General features: G+C 69.4%; 20 protein-coding genes. 12 read left to right on the top strand and 8 right to left on the bottom strand.

Annotated features, from left to right (window positions below; genetic code table 11):
• Nucleotides 1–154: 154 nt before the first annotated feature.
• From ACIBG5_RS33285 to ACIBG5_RS33275, 3 genes are read left to right on the top strand one after another with little or no spacing between them, the layout of a single operon-like run.
• Nucleotides 155–1,711 (top strand): sugar ABC transporter ATP-binding protein, encoded by a 1,557-nt coding sequence (locus tag ACIBG5_RS33285; RefSeq protein ID WP_396395491.1) that lies wholly within the window; start codon nucleotides 155–157, stop codon nucleotides 1,709–1,711.
• Nucleotides 1,708–2,736, top strand: coding sequence for an ABC transporter permease (locus tag ACIBG5_RS33280; protein WP_396395490.1), 1,029 nt, complete (start codon nucleotides 1,708–1,710; stop codon nucleotides 2,734–2,736). Before ACIBG5_RS33285 ends, ACIBG5_RS33280 begins: the two co-directional genes overlap by 4 nt.
• An 11-nt stretch (nucleotides 2,737–2,747) precedes the next feature.
• The gene (locus ACIBG5_RS33275) at nucleotides 2,748–3,755 is read left to right on the top strand and encodes a substrate-binding domain-containing protein (RefSeq protein WP_396395489.1); all 1,008 of its coding nucleotides are present in this window, start codon (nucleotides 2,748–2,750) and stop codon (nucleotides 3,753–3,755) included.
• A gap of 82 nt (nucleotides 3,756–3,837) precedes the next feature.
• Here the strand turns inward: ACIBG5_RS33275 and ACIBG5_RS33270 are convergent, their stop codons facing one another.
• The gene (locus ACIBG5_RS33270; protein ID WP_396395488.1) at nucleotides 3,838–4,842 is read right to left on the bottom strand and encodes a LacI family DNA-binding transcriptional regulator; all 1,005 of its coding nucleotides are present in this window, start codon (nucleotides 4,840–4,842) and stop codon (nucleotides 3,838–3,840) included.
• Between the two features lie 120 nt (nucleotides 4,843–4,962).
• On the opposite strand from ACIBG5_RS33270, the gene ACIBG5_RS33265 reads away from it, so the two are divergent.
• Genes ACIBG5_RS33265 through ACIBG5_RS33255 form a run of 3 tightly spaced genes read left to right on the top strand, consistent with a single transcriptional unit; the run spans nucleotide 4,963 to nucleotide 7,351 of the window.
• The gene (locus ACIBG5_RS33265; protein ID WP_396395487.1) at nucleotides 4,963–6,393 is read left to right on the top strand and encodes an NAD-dependent malic enzyme; all 1,431 of its coding nucleotides are present in this window, start codon (nucleotides 4,963–4,965) and stop codon (nucleotides 6,391–6,393) included.
• Entirely contained in the window at nucleotides 6,394–6,786 is a 393-nt protein-coding gene (locus tag ACIBG5_RS33260) for a VanZ family protein (protein ID WP_396395486.1), read from the top strand.
• A gap of 7 nt (nucleotides 6,787–6,793) precedes the next feature.
• Nucleotides 6,794–7,351 (top strand): YqgE/AlgH family protein, encoded by a 558-nt coding sequence (locus ACIBG5_RS33255; RefSeq protein WP_396395485.1) that lies wholly within the window; start codon nucleotides 6,794–6,796, stop codon nucleotides 7,349–7,351.
• Nucleotides 7,352–7,411: 60 nt separating this feature from the next.
• Here ACIBG5_RS33255 and ACIBG5_RS33250 read toward each other — a convergent pair whose 3' ends face one another.
• Nucleotides 7,412–7,678 (bottom strand): DUF3039 domain-containing protein, encoded by a 267-nt coding sequence (locus ACIBG5_RS33250; protein ID WP_131517534.1) that lies wholly within the window; start codon nucleotides 7,676–7,678, stop codon nucleotides 7,412–7,414.
• Between the two features lie 139 nt (nucleotides 7,679–7,817).
• On the opposite strand from ACIBG5_RS33250, the gene ACIBG5_RS33245 reads away from it, so the two are divergent.
• Nucleotides 7,818–9,620 (top strand): DEAD/DEAH box helicase, encoded by a 1,803-nt coding sequence (locus ACIBG5_RS33245; protein ID WP_360445151.1) that lies wholly within the window; start codon nucleotides 7,818–7,820, stop codon nucleotides 9,618–9,620.
• Here the strand turns inward: ACIBG5_RS33245 and ACIBG5_RS33240 are convergent.
• The gene (locus ACIBG5_RS33240; protein WP_396395484.1) at nucleotides 9,617–9,772 is read right to left on the bottom strand and encodes a hypothetical protein; all 156 of its coding nucleotides are present in this window, start codon (nucleotides 9,770–9,772) and stop codon (nucleotides 9,617–9,619) included. The genes ACIBG5_RS33245 and ACIBG5_RS33240 overlap by 4 nt on opposite strands.
• Before the next feature lie 38 nt (nucleotides 9,773–9,810).
• Nucleotides 9,811–10,653: a helix-turn-helix transcriptional regulator gene (locus ACIBG5_RS33235; protein ID WP_396395483.1), complete on the bottom strand. Its 843-nt coding sequence runs from the start codon at nucleotides 10,651–10,653 to the stop codon at nucleotides 9,811–9,813.
• 102 nt (nucleotides 10,654–10,755) lie between these two features.
• Here ACIBG5_RS33235 and ACIBG5_RS33230 point away from each other — a divergent pair, with 102 nt between their 5' ends.
• A complete protein-coding gene (locus ACIBG5_RS33230) occupies nucleotides 10,756–11,484 on the top strand; it encodes an SDR family oxidoreductase (protein WP_396395482.1) in 729 nt (242 codons plus the stop codon).
• Between the two features lie 33 nt (nucleotides 11,485–11,517).
• Here ACIBG5_RS33230 and ACIBG5_RS33225 read toward each other — a convergent pair whose 3' ends face one another.
• The gene (locus ACIBG5_RS33225) at nucleotides 11,518–12,063 is read right to left on the bottom strand and encodes an NUDIX hydrolase family protein (protein WP_360453422.1); all 546 of its coding nucleotides are present in this window, start codon (nucleotides 12,061–12,063) and stop codon (nucleotides 11,518–11,520) included.
• Between the two features lie 14 nt (nucleotides 12,064–12,077).
• A complete protein-coding gene (locus tag ACIBG5_RS33220) occupies nucleotides 12,078–12,722 on the bottom strand; it encodes a helix-turn-helix domain-containing protein (RefSeq protein WP_396395481.1) in 645 nt (214 codons plus the stop codon).
• Between the two features lie 119 nt (nucleotides 12,723–12,841).
• On the opposite strand from ACIBG5_RS33220, the gene ACIBG5_RS33215 reads away from it, so the two are divergent.
• Both ACIBG5_RS33215 and ACIBG5_RS33210 read left to right on the top strand, forming a co-directional pair.
• Nucleotides 12,842–13,603: a phytanoyl-CoA dioxygenase family protein gene (locus tag ACIBG5_RS33215; RefSeq protein ID WP_396395480.1), complete on the top strand. Its 762-nt coding sequence runs from the start codon at nucleotides 12,842–12,844 to the stop codon at nucleotides 13,601–13,603.
• A 29-nt stretch (nucleotides 13,604–13,632) separates the two neighbouring features.
• Nucleotides 13,633–14,865, top strand: a complete 1,233-nt coding sequence (locus ACIBG5_RS33210; protein WP_396395479.1) for an MFS transporter — start codon at nucleotides 13,633–13,635, stop codon at nucleotides 14,863–14,865.
• Here the strand turns inward: ACIBG5_RS33210 and ACIBG5_RS33205 are convergent, their stop codons facing one another.
• Nucleotides 14,866–15,648, bottom strand: a complete 783-nt coding sequence (locus ACIBG5_RS33205; protein ID WP_396395478.1) for a hypothetical protein — start codon at nucleotides 15,646–15,648, stop codon at nucleotides 14,866–14,868. It abuts the gene before it with no gap.
• Nucleotides 15,649–15,703: 55 nt separating this feature from the next.
• On the opposite strand from ACIBG5_RS33205, the gene ACIBG5_RS33200 reads away from it, so the two are divergent.
• Nucleotides 15,704–16,348 (top strand): IclR family transcriptional regulator, encoded by a 645-nt coding sequence (locus tag ACIBG5_RS33200; RefSeq protein ID WP_396395477.1) that lies wholly within the window; start codon nucleotides 15,704–15,706, stop codon nucleotides 16,346–16,348.
• Here the strand turns inward: ACIBG5_RS33200 and ACIBG5_RS33195 are convergent.
• Nucleotides 16,345–16,815, bottom strand: a complete 471-nt coding sequence (locus tag ACIBG5_RS33195) for an Lrp/AsnC family transcriptional regulator (protein ID WP_360453405.1) — start codon at nucleotides 16,813–16,815, stop codon at nucleotides 16,345–16,347. The genes ACIBG5_RS33200 and ACIBG5_RS33195 overlap by 4 nt on opposite strands.
• 150 nt (nucleotides 16,816–16,965) lie before the next feature.
• On the opposite strand from ACIBG5_RS33195, the gene hppD reads away from it, so the two are divergent.
• Nucleotides 16,966–18,168: a 4-hydroxyphenylpyruvate dioxygenase gene (hppD, locus tag ACIBG5_RS33190; RefSeq protein ID WP_396395476.1), complete on the top strand. Its 1,203-nt coding sequence runs from the start codon at nucleotides 16,966–16,968 to the stop codon at nucleotides 18,166–18,168.
• Nucleotides 18,169–18,366: the final 198 nt, after the last annotated feature.

Below are 18,366 nucleotides of genomic sequence, written 5' to 3'. Positions count from 1 at the left end.
GTCCGCGCCCACCTTTCGACTCTGGTGGAAAGGGTGCCGTGCGGGATGAAGCTGGGTTACGGATTGGTGCGGAGAGTTGGTGAGGGGTTGACGGGCTGGGAGGGCGCGGTCTAGCGTCCGGGAAATCGATTACTCACCGGGTCGCGGAGGTGTCATGGCCGACGGCGCTGCCCTGGTCCGGATGGTCCGGATCGGGAAGCGGTACGGCGGTGTGCAGGCCTGCCGCGAGGTCGACTTCACCCTGGGCGCGGGCGAGGTGCACGCGCTGCTCGGTGAGAACGGCGCCGGCAAGAGCACGTTGATGAAGATCCTGTCCGGCGACGTCACCGACTACGACGGCACGATCGAGATCAAGGGCCAGCAGGTCAGTTTCGGCGGACCCACCGACGCTCAGTCGGCCGGGATCGCGATGATCCACCAGGAGCTCGATCTCGTCCCCGGCCTGTCCGTCGCCGACAACATCTTCCTCGGCCGCGAACTCCGCACCGCGCTGAAGACGGTCGACCGCCGACGGATGGAGCGCGAAGCCCGCGCCCTGCTGGAACGCAGCGGCGTCAGGCTCGACCCGCGTCGCCCGGTCGGCGAGTTGCGCGTCGGTGAGCAGCAACTCGTCACGATCGCGAAGGCGATCTCGCTCGACGCCCGCGTCCTGATCATGGACGAGCCGACCTCGGCTCTGACCACCGCCGAGGTCGAGCGCCTCTTCGAGGTCATCCGCGAACTCCGCAGGTCCGGCGTCGGCATCGTCTACATCTCGCACCGGATGGAGGAGATCGCCCAGGTCGCCGACCGCGCAACCATCCTCCGCAACGGCCAGATCGTCAGCAGCTTCGACCCCCGCAAGCTGAGCACCGCCGAGGTCGTCGAGGCGATGGTTGGCCGCCCGGTGCAGACCATGTTCACCACTCCCGACACCGACACCGGTGACGAACTCCTCCGCGTCGACAACCTCGCTCTGAAAGCCCGCCGGCCGAGACCCGGCCGCCGGGACCCCGACGGCATCTCCCTGACCGTTCGCTCCGGCGAGATCGTCGGCCTGGCCGGCCTGCTCGGCGCCGGCCGCACCGAACTGCTCGAGACCCTGTACGGCGTCGCCCCGGCGGGCACGCGGACCGGCCGGATCCTCCTGCACGGCCAGGAGATCCATCCCCGCCGACCACGCCAGGCACTTGCCCAGGGCATCGGGTTCGTCCCCGAGGACCGGCGTGCGTCCGGGCTTGTCCTTTTCCACTCGATCCTCGCGAACACGGTCGTCTCGAGCCTCCCGTCGTACGGCCGGCTGGGGGTGATCGCGCGGCGGATGGAGCGGGCTGCGTCGGTGCGGATGGCGGACCGGCTGCGGCTGAAGTTCGGCCGCCTGCAGGACGAGGTCGGCACGCTGTCCGGCGGCAATCAGCAGAAGGTCGTGTTCGGCCGGATGCTGCTGACCGAGCCGAAGTTGCTGCTGCTCGACGAACCCACCCGCGGCGTCGACGTCGGCGCGAAGTCCGAGATCTACCGCCTGCTCGGTGAGCTCGCCGGCCAGGGCATCGGCGTCCTGCTGGCCTCGTCCGAGCTGCCGGAGTTGGTCGGCGTCTGCGATCGGGTCGTCGTACTGCGGGATGGGCGCGACGTCGCGTCCTTCAGTACGGCGGACTCCGGCGAAGGCGACCTGCTCGCCGCAGCCATGGGAGAGGGCGAAGTGTTCGAAGAGGTGGGAGGAGCCCAGTGACCGTACAGGACGAGAGAGCCGCGGCGACGCCGGTGGAGCAGTCCGCCGGCGGAGTGGTCGCCACGCTGTTCCGGTTCCAGAGTGTCTTCGGGCTACTGGCCGTGTTCATCGCGGCGATCATCTTCTCGCCCCGCAAGGACGGCGAGATCCTGTTCATCAGCGCGGACAACCTGGCGAACGTGGTCCGCGCGGTGTCCGAGATCGGCATCATCGCGATCGGGATGACGTTCGTGATCCTGATCGGCGGCATCGATCTGTCCGTCGGCGCGGTGCTCGGGCTGGCCACGGTCGGGTCCGCGGTCCTGATGGTCGAGAACGACTGGGGCTTCCTGCCGTCCGTCGTACTCGTGCTCGCGATCGGCCTGGTCTTCGGTGCGTTGCAGGGCGTCGCGACCGCGATGATCGGGATCCAGTCCTTCATCGTCACACTCGCCGGGCTGCAGATAGCCCGCGGCCTGGCCCGGATCTGGTCCGGCGGGCAGGGCGTCGCGATCGCGTACGGCGATGGTCCGCACGAGGCGCCGGACTCGTTCGCGATCCTCGGCGAGCGGACGTTCGGCGGCCTGGTGCCGATCCCGGTGCTGATCTTCGCGGTGGTCGCGATCGCCGCCGTCGTGTTCCTGCGGGTCAGCGCGTTCTCCCGCCATCTGTACGCCGTCGGCGGCAACGAGAAGGCCGCGCGGCTGTCCGGCGTACCGGTCGTGCGGGTGAAGATCGCGGTGTTCGCGATCTGCGGACTGCTCGCCTCGCTGGCCGGCATCGTGCACGCGGTCCAGCTGAACCAGGGCAGCCCGAACGACGGGATCGGCTACGAGCTGGACGCGATCGCCGCGGTGGTGATCGGCGGGACCAGTCTGGCCGGTGGCCGTGGTTCGGTCGCCGGAACGGTCGCCGGCGCGCTGCTGCTCGGCGTACTGAACAACATCCTTGCCCTGAACAACATCGACTCCAACATCCAGCTCCTGATCAAGGGACTCGTCATCGTGGCCGCCGCCGCGCTGCAACGACTCCGCCCCACCTCGTGAGGAAGGTTCCCATGCGCTCTGTGAAGATTCCGCTGGCCGCCGCGGCGATCGCCGCCCTGGTACTGGCCGGCTGTGGCACGACCAACGAACGGACGTCGGACAGCCCGCAGGCGGGTGCGTCGAAGTCCTGCAAGGGGGCCGACGGCAAGTACACGATCGGGATGAGCCAGGCGAACGTGGCCGAGCCGTACCGGCAGCGGATGGACGACGACATCAAGGCGGCCGCGGCGACGGTGCCGCAGTTCGAGGTGAAGTTCGCCGACGCGGCGCAGGACAACGCCAAGCAGGTCGCCGACGTGGAGAACTACATCACCCAGCAGATCGACCTGCTGATCATCAGCCCGAACGAGGCCAAGCCGCTGACCGCGGTCGTGAAGAAGGCCTACGACAAGGGCATCCCGGTGGTCGTGCTGGACCGCAAGGTCGAGGGTGATGCGTACACCGGCTTCATCGGTGGCGACAACGTGCAGATCGGTACCGAGGCCGGCAAGTACATCGCCGAGAAGCTGCTGCCGGATGGTGGCAATGTGGTCGAGCTGAAAGGGCTGGCCGGCGCCACCCCGCAGGCCGAGCGGCACGAGGGCTTCCTGGCCGGCATCAAGGGCAACCCGAAGGTCAAGGTGATCGCCGCCGCGAGTGGCGACTGGCTGCGGGAGAAGGGCCAGGCCCAGATGGACGCGCTGTTGAAGGCGAACCCGAAGATCGACGTGGTCTACTCCCACAACGACCCGATGGCCGAGGGTGCGTACCTGGCCGCGAAGGCGGTCGGCCGGGAGAAGGAGATGAAGTTCACCGGCATCGACGCGCTGCCGATCCCGTCCGGTGGGATCAAGGCGGTCCAGCAGGGCCGGCTGAGCGCCACCTTCACGTACCCGACCAACGGCAAGGAAGCGATCGCCGCGGCGAAGAAGATCCTGGTCGACTGCGGCACCATCGAGAAGTCCCAGACGCTGCCCACCCGCCTGATCGACGCCTCCAACGCAGCCAAGATCTACGCCGAGGAGAACCCCACCGGCTGACGTGTGCAGCTCGACAGGAGGTGTCCGGCTCCAGCGAGCCGATCGACGACCGCCCACGCGGGGAACGGTCGGCGCGGCCGGCCTACCTCCTGTCGAGCTGTACGCTGCTCGCCCGCTCGATCAGCCGGGCGCCGAGCGTGGTGGTCGTGGGTGGCCGGCTGCTGTCGGCGATCCGGGCGAGTAGCAGGCGGGCTGCCACGGCGCCGATCTCATACGCCGGTTGGGCTACGACCGACAGTGGTGGATCGACGAGCTCCGCCCAGGGGGCGTCGTCGAAGGAGACGATGCCGACGTCGCGGCCGGGGCGGATGCCGCGTTCCTGCAGGGCTTGCAGTACGCCCACGGCCATCGCGCTGTTGGCGACCAGCAGCGCATCGGGTGGTTCGGGCTGGGACATCACGTCGAGGGCGGCGCGATGGGCGCCTGCCGCCTTGTACTCGGTGCGGCGAACGAGTTTGGGAGTACTGCGGCGCTTCGCGGACCTGAGGGCGTCGCGGTAGCCGGCCAGGCGGTCGTCGGCGGTGCGGACGCCTGCGGGTCCGGTGATGCAGCCGATCAGTTCGTAGCCTTGGGCAACCAAATGCGCGGTCGCCTGCTTCGCTGCCTGCCGGGTGTCCACGAGCACCGCGTCGCTGTCCTGCTCGGGCAGCGGGCGGTCCACAGCGACGTACGCCGTACCCCGGCTTGCCAGCTTCGCGACGCTGGTCGCCGTACCGCTGGGGGACAGGATGACGCCTGCGACCCGCTCCTGGATCGCGATGTCGATGTAGCGGTTCTCCTTGTCGGCGTTCTCGTCGGAGTTGCACAGCACGACCGAGTAGCCGACCTGGTGCGCGACGTCCTCGACGCCGCGAGCGAGCGCGGTGAAGAACGGGTTCTCGACGTCGGAGATGATCAGCGCGACGACGGCCGCCTCCTGGCGGCGCAGCGCCCGGGCCGGGCCGTTCGGCTGGTACCCGAGCTCGGTGGCGGCCGTCCGGACCCGCGCGGCCAGGTCCGGGTCGACCGTGGCCTTGCCGTTCAGCGCCCGGGACACGGTGGCCGTGGACACCCCGGCCCGAGCCGCCACATCACTGATCGTCGGCACCGATCCTCCCTTCGCTGAGGGGAAGACTAGCCGCCCGAGTAAAGGATTACCCAGCGTCCTGCCGTGCACGTAAAGTACGGAACCTCGGAGCCTTACCAGTGACGTGAGAGGATCACCGGCGTGACTGCCTTGCCGAGTGTTTCGTATTCCATCACCGTTCGCCTCGAGGTGCCCGCGGGTGGCTCGACGGTGAGCAAGCTGACGACCGCGGTCGAGCAGGCCGGCGGTCTGGTCACCGCGCTCGACGTGACGGCCTCCGGGCACGAGCGGCTGCGGATCGACGTCACCTGTGCCGCCGCTGATACCGAGCACGCCGGCCGTCTGGTCGAGGCGATGCGCGCCGTACCCGGCGTCGAGATCGCCCGGGTGTCGGACCGGACGTTCCTGATGCACCTCGGCGGCAAGATCTCGATGGAGGCCAAGCACCCGATCCGCAACCGTGACGACTTGTCGATGATCTACACGCCGGGTGTTGCGCGGGTCTGCCTGGCGATCGCGGCCAACCCCGAGGACGCGCGCCGGCTGACGATCAAGCGCAACAGCGTCGCGGTCGTCACCGACGGATCGGCCGTCCTCGGCCTGGGCAACATCGGGCCAAAGGCCGCCCTGCCGGTGATGGAGGGCAAGGCGGCGTTGTTCAAGCGGTTCGCCGGGATCGACGCCTGGCCGCTGTGCCTGGACACCCAGGACCCGGACGAGATCGTGTCGATCGTGAAGGCGATCGCGCCGGGCTTCGCCGGGATCAACCTGGAGGACATCTCCGCGCCGCGCTGCTTCGAGATCGAGGCCCGGCTGCGCGAGGAGCTCGACATCCCGGTCTTCCACGACGACCAGCACGGTACGGCGGTCGTCGTACTGGGCGCGCTGTACAACGCGCTGCGGGTGGTGAGCAAGGACATCAGCAACGTGCGCGTGGTGCTGTCCGGGGCGGGCGCGGCCGGTACGGCGATCCTGAAGCTGCTGCTCGCGGCCGGGGTGAAGGACACGATCGTCGCCGACGTCGGTGGCGTGATCCACCCGGAGCGCGACGGCCTGTCACCGGAGCTGCGCTGGATCGCGGAGAACACCAACGCGGCCAAGTACAGCGGCGACCTGAAGGGCGCGCTGGCCGGGGCCGATGTGTTCATCGGGGTGTCGGCGCCGAACATCATCACCGGCGCGGACATCGCCACGATGAACAACGACGCGATCGTGTTCGCGCTGGCGAACCCGGTGCCGGAGGTCGACCCTGCGGACGCGGGTGAGCACGCGGCGGTGGTGGCCACCGGACGAAGCGACTTCCCGAACCAGATCAACAACGTGCTGGTGTTCCCGGGCGTCTTCCGCGGCCTGCTCGACGCGCAGTCGTCGAAGGTCTCGATCGAGATGGAACTGGCCGCCGCGAAGGCGCTGGCCGGTGTCGTCACCGACGAGGAGCTGAACGCGACGTACATCGTGCCGAGCGTCTTCCACCCGGAGGTGCACAACAGGGTGGCGCACGCCGTCCGCGACGCGGCCGGCGGCAAGGCCCCGGCGCACGAGAACTTCCCGGACGACTCCCCGGTTCTGTAAATGACGGCAACGGTGACCGGGGACACCAGTTCGCGAGTGGCGGTGTGGGCGTGGCGGGTCGCGTTCGTGGCGGCCTGCCTGCTGCAGCTGTACGGCGTCTATGCGCCGCGGGAGGCGGGTCCGCACGTCGGGATCCCGATGGCGGACAAGTTCGCGCACATGTTCCTGTTCGGGTCGGTCGCGTTCCTCGGGCTCAAGCTGCGGATCTCGGCGCGCTGGTTGCTGGGGGCATTGGTGGCGAACGCGATCGTCAGCGAACTGGCGCAGTACTTCCTGCTGCCCCAGCGTGACGGCGATCCGTTCGACGTACTCGCGGATCTGATCGGCGTGGCGCTCGGCGCCTGGCTCGGGTTCCGGGTGTTCCGTGGTCCACGGGCGTCGCGCACGACATGATGGGGGTATGACGGCCTCGACTCTGACCGGTTCGCTGCTCGTGGCGACCCCGTTGCTCGACGAGCCGCCCTTCCGCCGGTCGGTGATCCTGCTGCTGGATCACGACGACGACGGCGCACTCGGGGTGGTGGTGAACCGTGCCGCCGACCTGGCCGTGGACCGGGTGCTGCCGGACTGGTCCACCACGGTGAACGAACCCGGGGTGCTGTTCATGGGCGGCCCGGTCGGCACCGACAGCGCGCTGGCCGTCGCCGAGGTGATCGAGACGGCCGACCCGCCCGGGTGGCGTGAGTGCTTCGGCCGGATCGGGTTGATCGACCTCGACGTACCGCCGGCGCTGCTGGAGGGGGCGATCCAGCGGATGCGCATCTTCGCCGGGTACGCCGGCTGGTCCAGCGGGCAACTCGAGGGCGAGATCACCGAGGGCGCCTGGTACGTCGTCGATTCCGAACCCGACGACGTGTTCAGCCTGCACCCGGACACGCTGTGGCGCCGGGTCCTGCGCCGCCAGAACGATCAGATGGCGTACCTGGCGACGTACCCGGACGACCCCACCCAGAACTGACGCCCGCGCACCTCGGGTCGAGGCCGCGCGGCTCGGCGCGGCCTCTCGCCTGGGCGGGCTCTACTCGCCGCCCTCGTCGTCACCTGGGTTCAGCGAGTCCCAGATCTCCTTGCACTCCGGGCAGACCGGGAAGCGCTGCGGGTCCCGGCTCGGCACCCACACCTTGCCGCACAGGGCGACGACCGGCGTCCCCATCACCATCGCCTCGGTCAGCTTGTCCTTCGGCACGTAGTGCGAGAACCGCTCGTGATCGCCGGGCTCTGCCGGCGCCGGCTGCGTCCGCTCGTCGACGACCGTCTCGGCCCCCGGGCTCAGCTGAGTACTCATGCCCCCGAGTGTAGGCCGACACACCAGTCGACCCGGGAACTTTCTCCACAGACCGCTCGTACTGCGACACGCGGGTCGGGGTTTGTCGGCGAAGTCAGGTAACGTTCCTGCACGGCCGACAGTCGACTAACGGGGGAGTATGCCGTCCGTGGATTCGAGCGTGCCAGCTGGACCAGCCGTGCTTCCGCCGGCGTATCCGGATCGCGCCGCGTGGGGTACCGCCAGCAAGCTGCGGGCCTGGCAGGCGGAGGCACTCAAGCTGTACTTCGACAGCCAGCCGCGGGACTTCCTCGCCGTGGCGACACCCGGAGCGGGTAAGACCACCTTCGCTCTCACCGTGGCCGCCGAGCTGTTGCACCGGCGGCTGATCGAGCGGGTGACGGTGGTGACGCCGACCGAGCACCTCAAGGTCCAGTGGGCCGAGGCCGCCGACAAGGCCGGGATCGCGATCGACCCGGCGTTCGCCGGCCGGCGTGGCAAGACCAACAAGGACTTCCAGGGCGTCGCGGTCACGTACGCCGGGGTCGCGGTGAACCCGCTGGCCTTCCGGGTCCGGACCGAACGGTTCAAGACGCTGGTGATCCTGGACGAGGTGCACCACGGCGGCGACGCGCTCAGCTGGGGCGAGGGCGTGCGGGAGGCGTTCGAGCCCGCGGCCCGCCGGCTCTGCCTGACCGGTACGCCGTTCCGCAGCGACGACAACCCGATCCCGTTCGTGACCTACGAGACCGCCCACGACGGGGTCGCCCGGAGCAAGGCGGACTACACCTACGGCTACGGGCACGCGCTGCAGGATCACGTCGTACGCCCGGTGATCTTCATGTCGTACTCCGGTGAGATGCGGTGGCGCACGAAGGCCGGTGACGAGGTCGCGGCGCGACTGGGTGAGCCGCTCACGAAGGACCTGACCGCCCAGGCTCTGCGTACGGCGCTCGACCCGGCCGGCGAGTGGATGCCGGCGGTGCTGGCGGCCGCGGACAAGCGGCTGACCGAGGTCCGCCGGCACATGCCGGACGCGGGTGGTCTGGTCATCTCCGGCGATCAGAACACGGCCCGTGCGTACGCGAAAACGCTGCGCGAGATCACTGGCCAGGCGCCGACCGTGGTGCTGTCGGACGAGAAGTCGGCGAGCAAGAAGATCGCGAAGTTCTCCGCCGACGAGTCGCGGTGGATGGTCGCGGTCCGGATGGTGTCGGAGGGTGTCGACGTACCGCGGCTGGCAGTCGGGGTGTACGCGACGCCGACGTCGACGCCGCTGTTCTTCGCGCAGGCGGTCGGACGGTTCGTCCGGGCCCGCAAGCGGGGTGAGACGGCGTCGGTGTTCGTGCCGTCGGTGACGCGGCTGCTCAGCTTCGCCGCCGAGATGGAGGTCGAGCGGGACCACGTACTCGGCCGGAAGAACACGAACGAGGATGGCGACATCTTCGCGCTCGAGGACGATCTGCTGGCGAAGGCGAACCAGGCTGAGGGTGCCAGCGACGACCTGGAGGCGAAGTTCGAGGCGCTCGGGTCGGATGCGAGCTTCGACCGGGTGGTGTTCGACGGCGGTGACTACGGGACCGGTGGGGACCAGGCCTCCGACGAGGAGCTGGACTTCCTCGGGTTGCCTGGGTTGCTCGAGCCGGATCAGGTGCGGGAGTTGCTGCGCAAGCGCCAGGCGAAGTCGATCGCTGCGCAGAAGCGGTCGCAGCGGCCGGGGTCGTCCGAGCGTGAGGACCCGACCCCGACCGAGCTGGCGACGCACGAGCAGGTTGCGCTGCTGCGCCGCGAGCTGAACGGTTTGGTCGCCGCGTGGCACCACCGGACCGGTCAACCGCACGGCGTCATTCACAACGACCTGCGCCGCAAGCTCGGCGGCCCAGCCGCGGCCCACGCCTCCTCCATCCAGCTGAAGGAGCGCATCGAGTTGATCCGCGACTGGGCCACCCAGCGCCGGGCTTAGGGGGCGGAGCAGGCGGACCAGAGGATTGCGCGGCTGAAGCCGTAGTCGCGGTCGCCGGCTGCGTCGTAGATCTGGCCACGGTCGAACAGGTAGCGAACCGAGTTGTACCCCTCGGCGTCGATCGCGTACTTCGTCCCGTCCGGGCGAGCCACCTCCGCCTTGCCGTCGTCGGTGGCGTACGCGACGGGGCTCAGCCGTGGGACAGTGTCTGGGTGCCGATCACGTCGAGCAGGCGTAGCGCGTGGTCCGACGGTGAGCCGGGCTCAGCGGTGTAGATGACCACCCGCTGGTCGCGTTCGGGGATGACCAGGACCTCGCAGATCACGTCGATCCGGCCGACCTCGGGGTGGAGGATCGTCTGGCACAGGCTCTGCTGCCGGGCGACCTCGTGCCGGGCCCAGATCTCGGCGAACTCAGAGCTCCCGGCGAGCAGATCGGACACCAGTTGTGCGATCGCCGGGTCGTCAGGGTAGGTCCCGGTCGCCGCCCGCAGATCCGCCGCCGCCTCGCGCGCGAACGCCTGGGTCGCGTCCATCCCGTACCGCTCCGCCTGCCGATCGCCGTGCAGGAACCGCAGCCGCAGCAGGTTCCGCTCCTTCACGGGCAGGGCGGAGAAGTCCGTCATCAGGGCCGCCGCCTGCCGGTTCCACGCGAGTACGTCGTACTTCGCGTCCAGCACGATCCCCGGTACGTCGAGCCGCCCGAGCATCCGCAGTACGCCGTCCCGCACGTCCGAAGGCGGACCTGGGGGAGGACCCGGCTGCTCACCGGCCAGCCGGAACAGGTGGTCGCGCTCGTCGTCGTTCAACCGCAGGGCCCGCGCCAGACCGGTCAGCACCGGACGCGACGGTCGCGGCCCGCGCCCCTGCTCGAGCCGGGTGTAGTAGTCGGTCGACATGGTCGCGAGGCTGGCGACCTCCTCGCGCCGGAGTCCGGGCGTACGTCGACGGAGTCCGGCCGGAAGCCCGACGTCGGCAGGTGTCAGCCGCTCCCGCCGTACTCGCAGGAACTCCGCCAGCTGACCCCGATCCACCAGTCCAGCATCGCAGCAGGCCGGTGGCGCCAACCAGGGACTGCCGATCCCAGGCTGAGCTCGCTCTGCCTCGCGACGCCGCCGTTCATCAGGCTGGAGGACATGACGGAGAAGAAGATCGCGCTCGTCACGGGCGCCAACAAGGGCATCGGCAAGGAGATCGCACGGCAGCTCGGAGAGGCGGGATTCGTCGTGTTGGTCGGGTCGCGGGATCTGGCGCGTGGCGAGGTCGCTGCGAAGGAACTGGTTGCCGAGGGCCTCGATGCGGCCGCGGTCCAGGTGGAGGTGACCGACGATCGGTCGGTCGGGGCCGCGGCGGACCTGATCGACCGTGAGTACGGTCGGCTGGACGTGCTCGTCAACAATGCGGCGATCATCCCGGTCGGCGACGACGCGGTGTCGCGGGTGGACAGCGACGTACTGCGGCAGGCGTTCGAGACGAATGTGATCGGGCTCGTCGGGACGACTCGGGCCGTGCTGCCTCTGCTGCGGAAGGCGGGGCGGGCGCGGATCGTGAACCTGTCGACGTCACTGGCCTCGTTCACGCAGGTGGGCGATCCGGAGTCGCGGATGTCGACCGTGCTGACCCTGGGCTACAACTCGTCGAAGGCGGCGGTGAACATGGTCACCGTGATGCTCGCCAACGAACTGCGCGGCACCGGGATCCTGGTGAACGCCGCCGACCCGGGCAACTGCGCGACGGACATGGGTGGCTGGGACGCGGCCCGCACGCCTGCGCAGGGCGCGGCCGTCGCGGTCCGGTTGGCAACGCTCGGCGCCGACGGTCCGACCGGCGAGGTCCATGCCGAGGCGGGCCGCCTACCCTGGTGAGCCCGCGCCGACCGGCTCGGCCGGCCGGAGACGTCAGACGAGGGCGCCGGACCAGGCGAGGGCCTGCTTGATCAGATGCCCACGGCCACCTTCGAGGTCGGTCAGAAGGGCCGGCTCGAGTGCTTCCTTCGGCGTCAGCCAGGTGAGCTCGAGCGCGTCCTGCCGCGGATTGCAGTCGCCGGTCACCGGTACGACGTACACCAGCGCGACCGCGTGCTGACGCGGGTCGTGCAGCGGCGTGACACCGGGCAGCGGGAAGTACTCCGCGACCGTGAACGGCACCGGGCTCATCGGCAGCCGCGGGAACGCGGCCGGGCCGAGGTCCTTCTCGATGTTGCGCTGCAGGGCGTCGCGGATCGACTCGCCGTGCATGACCCGGCCGGAGACCAGGGTCCGGATGATCTGCCCGGTCTCGGCCGCCCCGCGCAGCAGAACCCCGACGTGCTCGATCTGGCCGGCGGCGTCGACACGGGCCGGCACGGCCTCGACGTACAGGATCGGCACCCGGGAGCGGGTCTCTTGCAGCGCGAAGTCGGAGAGCCAGCCGGGGTTCGGGTCAGGCGTACGCACAGACGTCATGGAGACATCTTTGCTTACGGTCTGAAAGCGGCTCGGTACCGGGAGGGACTGAGGCCGAAGCAGGCCCGGAAGCGGCGGCTGGCGTGGCTCGGGTCGTGCCAGCCGACCATCGCGCCGACGGTCGCGACCGGCAGGTCGGTCTCGATCAGCAGCCCGGCCGCTCGCTCGGCCCGGAGCCGGTTCAGGTAGGCCATCGGAGAGACGCCGGCCGACCGCCCGAACAGCCGGACCAGGTAGCCGGGGGCGAGGTTCACCGCGGCGGCCAGCCGGTCCAGTGTCCACGGCTCGTCGATGCTTGCCTCCAGCAAGCGCATCGCGTGCTGCACGGCCGGGTGCGCCAGGGTCGGCGGTCCGTCACTCGGGATCAGCGCGGCGGACAGCAGGCTGAAGATGTCGGCGCCCAGATAGGCGTTGCGGACCACGAGCCCATCGCAGCCGGTGTATCCGTGCCAGTCGCCCGGCCGGAGGACGACGACCGAGTCCCGCTGCAGCGGGACCTCACCGGCGGCCGAGACGTGGGTCCCCCGCCCGGCGAGCACGACGGCGATCTCGAAGAACGCGTGGCTGTGCGGTGCGACGTCGGCCACCAGTTCGAGCCGCTCACCGGCGACCGGAAGCCGCTGGTCCGGGAACACCTCACTGCTCAGGATCTGGTGCACCGAACGCCTCCCGGAGGTCAAGATCAGTCAAGCATCGGTCAATGGTTGCCTGTCGCCGCGCACAGATCCAGGCGAGGCTGGAAAGACCTTCCCGCCAACGGATTTCAAGGAGTGGCCCGATGACCACGATCGACCCTACGGCACCCGCCGTACTCGATGAAGAGACCATTTCCGCCTATCGCCGCGACGGGGTGGTCCGGATCCGGAACATCATCGGCGCCGATGAGGCGGCCCGGTTCCGCGACGCCGCGGTCGCCGCCACCGCGGCGGCCGACGACTACTCGAAGGGGTCGGCGATCTTCAACCAGTACGTCAACGTCTGGCGGCAGGACGACGTAATGCGTGAGCTCACGCTCGATCCACGACTGGCCGCCGCGGCAACGGCGCTGGCCGGGGTGCCGTTGCGGATCTGGCACGACCAGGTTTTGATCAAACCGCCGCACAACGGCGCGGCCACCGAGTTCCACCAGGACGCGCCGTACTGGCCGCATGCCGGGTCGCGGCACTCGCTGTCCGCCTGGGTCGCGCTGGTCGACGTCCCGGTGGAGCGCGGGTGTATGACGTTCATCCCCGGCTCGCACGATCACCAGGACCTGCGCCGGCAGGACCTGGCCGATCGGGACGACATGTTCCGGGCCGCCCCCGACCTGCGCTGGCAGGAGCGGCTGACCATCCCGTTGCGGGCCGGCGACTGCACCTTCCACAACGCCTACCTGGCCCACTCCGCGACCCCGAACCTGACCGACGATCCGCGGATCGCCCACGTCGCGATCTACGTCGACGCCGAGGCGACGTACTCCGGTGCCGGGCACGTGGTCACCGACGGGCTCGGGCTGACGGTCGGTGAACCGCTTGACCACGAACTGTTCCCGCGCGTCTGAGCCTTCACGTCGTGACATAAGTTGTCACCGTGCCGCTGCTGACTGACATCCGCCCCCTGAAGGAATCGCCGGACTTCCGCCGGTTGTGGGTCGGGTCGACGGTGTCGCAGCTCGGGACGCAGATGACCGCGGTGACGGTCTCGATCCAGGTGTACGCGCTGACCCGGTCGACGTTCGCGGTCGGGCTGGTCGGGTTGTGCGCGCTGGTGCCGTTGGTCGTGTTCGGGCTGTACGGCGGGGCGATGGCCGACGCGATCGACCGGCGGATGCTCGCGCTCGTCTCGTCGACCGGGCTCTGGGTGCTCTCGATGATCCTGGTGCTGCAGTCGCAGCTGAACTGGGGCCAGGTGTGGATCCTGTACGCCGTCGTCGCCTGCCAGTCGGCGTGCTTCGCGGTGAACGGCCCGGCCCGATCCGCGATCATCCCGCGGCTGATCCGGCCCGAGCTGCTGCCGGCCGCGAACACGCTCAGCCAGGCCGCGTTCAACCTGGGCTTCACCGTCGGGCCGTTGCTCGGCGCGGCGGTGATCGCCTGGCACGGGTTCGCGGCGGCGTACCTGGTCGACGTGATCACGTTCACCGCGGCGCTCTACGCGCTGTTCCGGCTACCGGCCGTACCGCCGACCGGGCTGGTCCGGCGGGCCGGTCTGCGGTCGGTGCTCGAGGGGTTCACGTTCCTCCGGGCCGCGCCGGCACTGCTGGCGACGTTCCTGGCGGACATCCTCGCGATGGTGTTCGCCCAGCCTCGTGCGCTGTTCCCAGCCGTGGCGGGCGCGTTCTTCGGCGGTGGCGTCCGTACTGTCGGCCTGCTGCAGGCGGCGCCGGCGATCGGCGCGCTGATCGGCGTGGTGTTCTCCGGCTGGGTGAGCCGGGTCCGAAGACAGGGAGTGGCGATCGTCGTCGCGATCACGGTCTACGCGGCGGCGGTCGGCCTGTTCGGGTTGTCCCGCACGATCTGGCTGGGCGTGGCGTTGCTCGCGTTGTCGGGGGCGGCCGACATGGTGAGCTCGGCGTACCGGAACACCGTGCTGCAGTCCGCCGCGCCGGATGCCATGCGTGGCCGGCTGCAGGGTGTGTTCACCGTGGTCGTGGCCGGCGGACCGCGCCTGGGCGACTTCGTCGTGGGTACGTCGGCCTCCCTGACGACCCCGACCATCGCGCTGCTCGGTGGTGCGGCCGTCTGCATCGTCGGCCTGCTGATCCTGCTCGCCCGCAACCGCCCGTTCCGCGAGTACGACTCCAAGACCCGGGCGCTGAGCTGATCAGCCCCCGGTGACCAGCTTCTTCAGCACCGTCGGCCAGGAGTCGGCGTCAGGATTGATCTCGCGCATCGGCTTGTCGTCGACGGTGACGACCTGGCGGTCGCCCAGTGGCTTCTTCAGCTTCACCGAACTCAGCGAGATGGCGTCCTCCGGCGGGCACGGCGTGTCCGAGTCGAGCAGGACCATCACCTTGTCCTCCTCCTCGACGACCTTCAGGTCCAGTGAGCAGCTGCTGCCCGAGCCGATCAGCAGATCCACGTCGTCGTAGCTGGGGCCGTTCTGCATCCACTTCAGGTACTTCGGGTGCTTCTTGTGGATCAGTTGGTAGGTCTCGATCGGCTGCGGCTTCGCCTCGAGCGGCTTGAAGCCGGTGGGGTCGCCGAAGAAGCTGCCGAAGATCTTGTTGATGCACGGGTCGCGGTCGGCTTTCCCGGGGATCGCGCCCCAGGCCTCGGCGGCCTTGTAGCAGCCGTTCCGCTCCCGGTTCAGCGAGATGTTGAACCCGATCAGAGCGACCACCCCGGCCACCAGCAGGACGGCGAGCATGCGCCGCGACCTGATCTGCTGCGGGCCGAGGATCCCGGCCGCGCGCCGCGCCTCGGCCGGCTGCAGCGCTGGGTCCTGAGCCGGGTCCAGCGCCGGATCCGGCTGCTCCGGGACCTGCCGGAACAGCGCCAGTACCGAGCTCGTCCACTGCGGATTGATCAGCGTCGGGATGGCGTAGAGCAGCGTCAGCCCGATCACGATGGCGATGGCGGGGAGGAGCGCCCAGTAATTTCGCACGGCAGCAAGATACGGGGCCATCGGGCCGCGCCCGAAAAACGGATACTCTTCGAACGTGCCCGCAGAGACCTCGCAGACGCTGGACCGGGGACTCACTGTCCTCGAACTGCTCGCGGACGCCCCGGACGGTCTCTCGATCACCGAGCTGGCCGGCGCATTGGGGGTCAGCCGGACCGTCGTCTACCGGTTGGTGAACACCCTCGAGCTGCATCGGCTCGTACGGCGCGACTCCGAAGGACGAGCCCGGCTCGGCCTGGCCGTGCTGCACTACAGCCGTCGCGTTCAGCCCACACTGCGTGACGCCGCGCTTCCGGTACTGCGCTCACTCGCCGAGGACACCGGCGCGACAGCGCACCTGACCGTCGCGGATGGCGACGAGGCGCTCGCGATCGCGGTGATCGAGCCGAGCTGGACCGACTACCACGTCTCCTACCGGATGGGGTCGCGGCACGCGCTCGATCAGGGTGCCGCCGGCAAGGCGATCCTGGCCGGTCGCCGGAAGCCGGATCCGGCCGGGCGGCCGTTCGTGGTCACCTCCGGCGAGCTGCAGGCCGGTGCCCAGGGTGTGTCGTCGCCGGTCCTCGGCGTACCCGGAGTGGAGGCCTCCATCGGGGTCGTCGTCCTCGGCAAGCTCGACCGCGAATTCGTCGGCCCGCGCGTTGCGCGGGCCGCAGTCGAAGTAGCCAAGCGTTTGGCCTAGCTCTTGGTCGCCGCCTCGACCAGGGGCAGCACGCGGTGCGGGATCTGCTCGGCGAGGGCGATCACCGTGGATGCACGCTGGATGCCCTGGACGATCACCACCTGATCGATCACCCGCTGCAGGTCGGCGTTCGAGCGCGCGACGATCCGGCACCACAGGTCCTCGGCGCCGGTGATCGTGTGGACCTCGAGTACCTCCGGGATCCGCGCCAGTGCCGCCGCGACCGTCGTGTGCCCCGACCCCTGCTCGATCTGCAGTGTCGCGAACGCCGTGACCGGATAGCCGATCGCGGTCGTGTCGATGTCCGGGCCCCAGCCGCGGACGACGCCGTCGCGCTGCAACCGGTCGAGCCGCGCCTGCACCGTCCCGCGTGCGACTCCCAGCCGCCGCGACGCCTCGAGGACGCCGACCCGTGGTTCGGCCGCGAACAGGCCGAGGATCCGGGCGTCCAGCGCATCGACCGACATACCGCGCCTCCCGTAGTGGTCAGACTGACCAAATGGTCCAGCAGTGATGCCAGCATACTGAACAACCTGCGCAGCGAAACAAGGATGTGTTGCGCAACCTGTGTCCTCACCACCAGGCTCGGGCCACGAACCCAACCTGGGAGGATCACGATGACCAGCACCGACCTCACCCCCGCAGAGCTCGACGCCGATCTCGACCTCGACCAGCTCAAGCAGCTCGTCGGCCTGGTGCCGTACGACCAGAGCACCGACCCGTTCCCGGTCACCGCGATGGACGCCGTGGTGTTCGTGGTCGGCAACGCGACCCAGACCGCGAAGTACTACCAGCTCGTCTTCGGGATGGACCTGGTCGCGTACTCCGGCCCCGAGACGGGCAACAAGGACAACAAGGAGTTCGTGCTCAAGGCCGGCTCGGCCCGCTTCGTCGTCAGCGGCGGCGTCAGCCCGAAGAGCACGCTGCTCGACCACCACCGCAAGCACGGCGACGGCGTGGCCGACATCGCGCTCGAGGTGCCCGACGTGGACAAGTGCATCGAGCACGCCCGCGCCCAGGGCGCCGTCGTACTCGAGGAACCGAACGACGTCACCGACGAGCACGGCACGATCCGCCGCGGTGCGATCGCGGCGTACGGCGACACCCGGCACACGCTGATCGACCGGAGCCGGTACGACGGTCCGTACCTGCCCGGGTTCGTCGCGGCGAGCACCCAGGTGACCCGGCCCGAGGGTCACCCGAAGCGGCTGTTCCAGGCGGTCGACCACGTCGTCGGCAACGTCGAGCTCGGCAAGATGGACGAGTGGGTCGGGTTCTACAACAAGGTGATGGGCTTCGTGAACATGGCGGAGTTCGTCGGCGACGACATCGCTACCGACTACTCCGCGCTGATGAGCAAGGTGGTCGCCAACGGCAACCACCGGGTCAAGTTCCCGCTGAACGAGCCGGCCGTCGCGAAGAGGAAGTCGCAGATCGACGAGTTCCTGGAGTTCTACGACGGTGCGGGCACACAGCACATCGCGCTGGCCACCAACGACATCCTGCGCACCGTGGACATCATGCGGGCCAACGGCGTGGAGTTCCTCAACACCCCGGACTCGTACTACTCCGACCCGGAGCTGCGGGCCCGGATCGGCGAGGTCCGGGTGCCGATCGAGGACCTGCAGTCGCGCGGCATCCTGGTCGACCGCGACGAGGACGGCTACCTGCTGCAGATCTTCACCGCACCGATCGGCGACCGGCCGACGGTGTTCTACGAACTGATCGAGCGGCACGGTTCGCTCGGCTTCGGCAAGGGCAACTTCAAGGCACTGTTCGAGGCGATCGAGCGCGAACAAGAGCGACGCGGCAACCTCTGATCGACGGCGGGGTAAGGGGATGCGCGGCGTCGGCCGGGCATCCCCTTCGCTGTCCGGTGCCGGTACATCGGTGACCCGGAGGGGTAAAGCTTGCCGGGAGCAACTGGATACGGTGTGTCGCCGTCCGATTACCGGAATGACTGTCGGGGCAGGGGCTGTTCGCGTAGTGTGCCCGGTGAATGGGCGTCGGGGCGTTCG

This window comes from Kribbella sp. NPDC050241, assembly GCF_044459685.1.
Lineage (GTDB): Bacteria > Actinomycetota > Actinomycetes > Propionibacteriales > Kribbellaceae > Kribbella.
The sequence above is the reverse complement of the archived record's forward strand: the minus strand, read 5'-3'. Positions and strand labels throughout refer to the sequence as shown.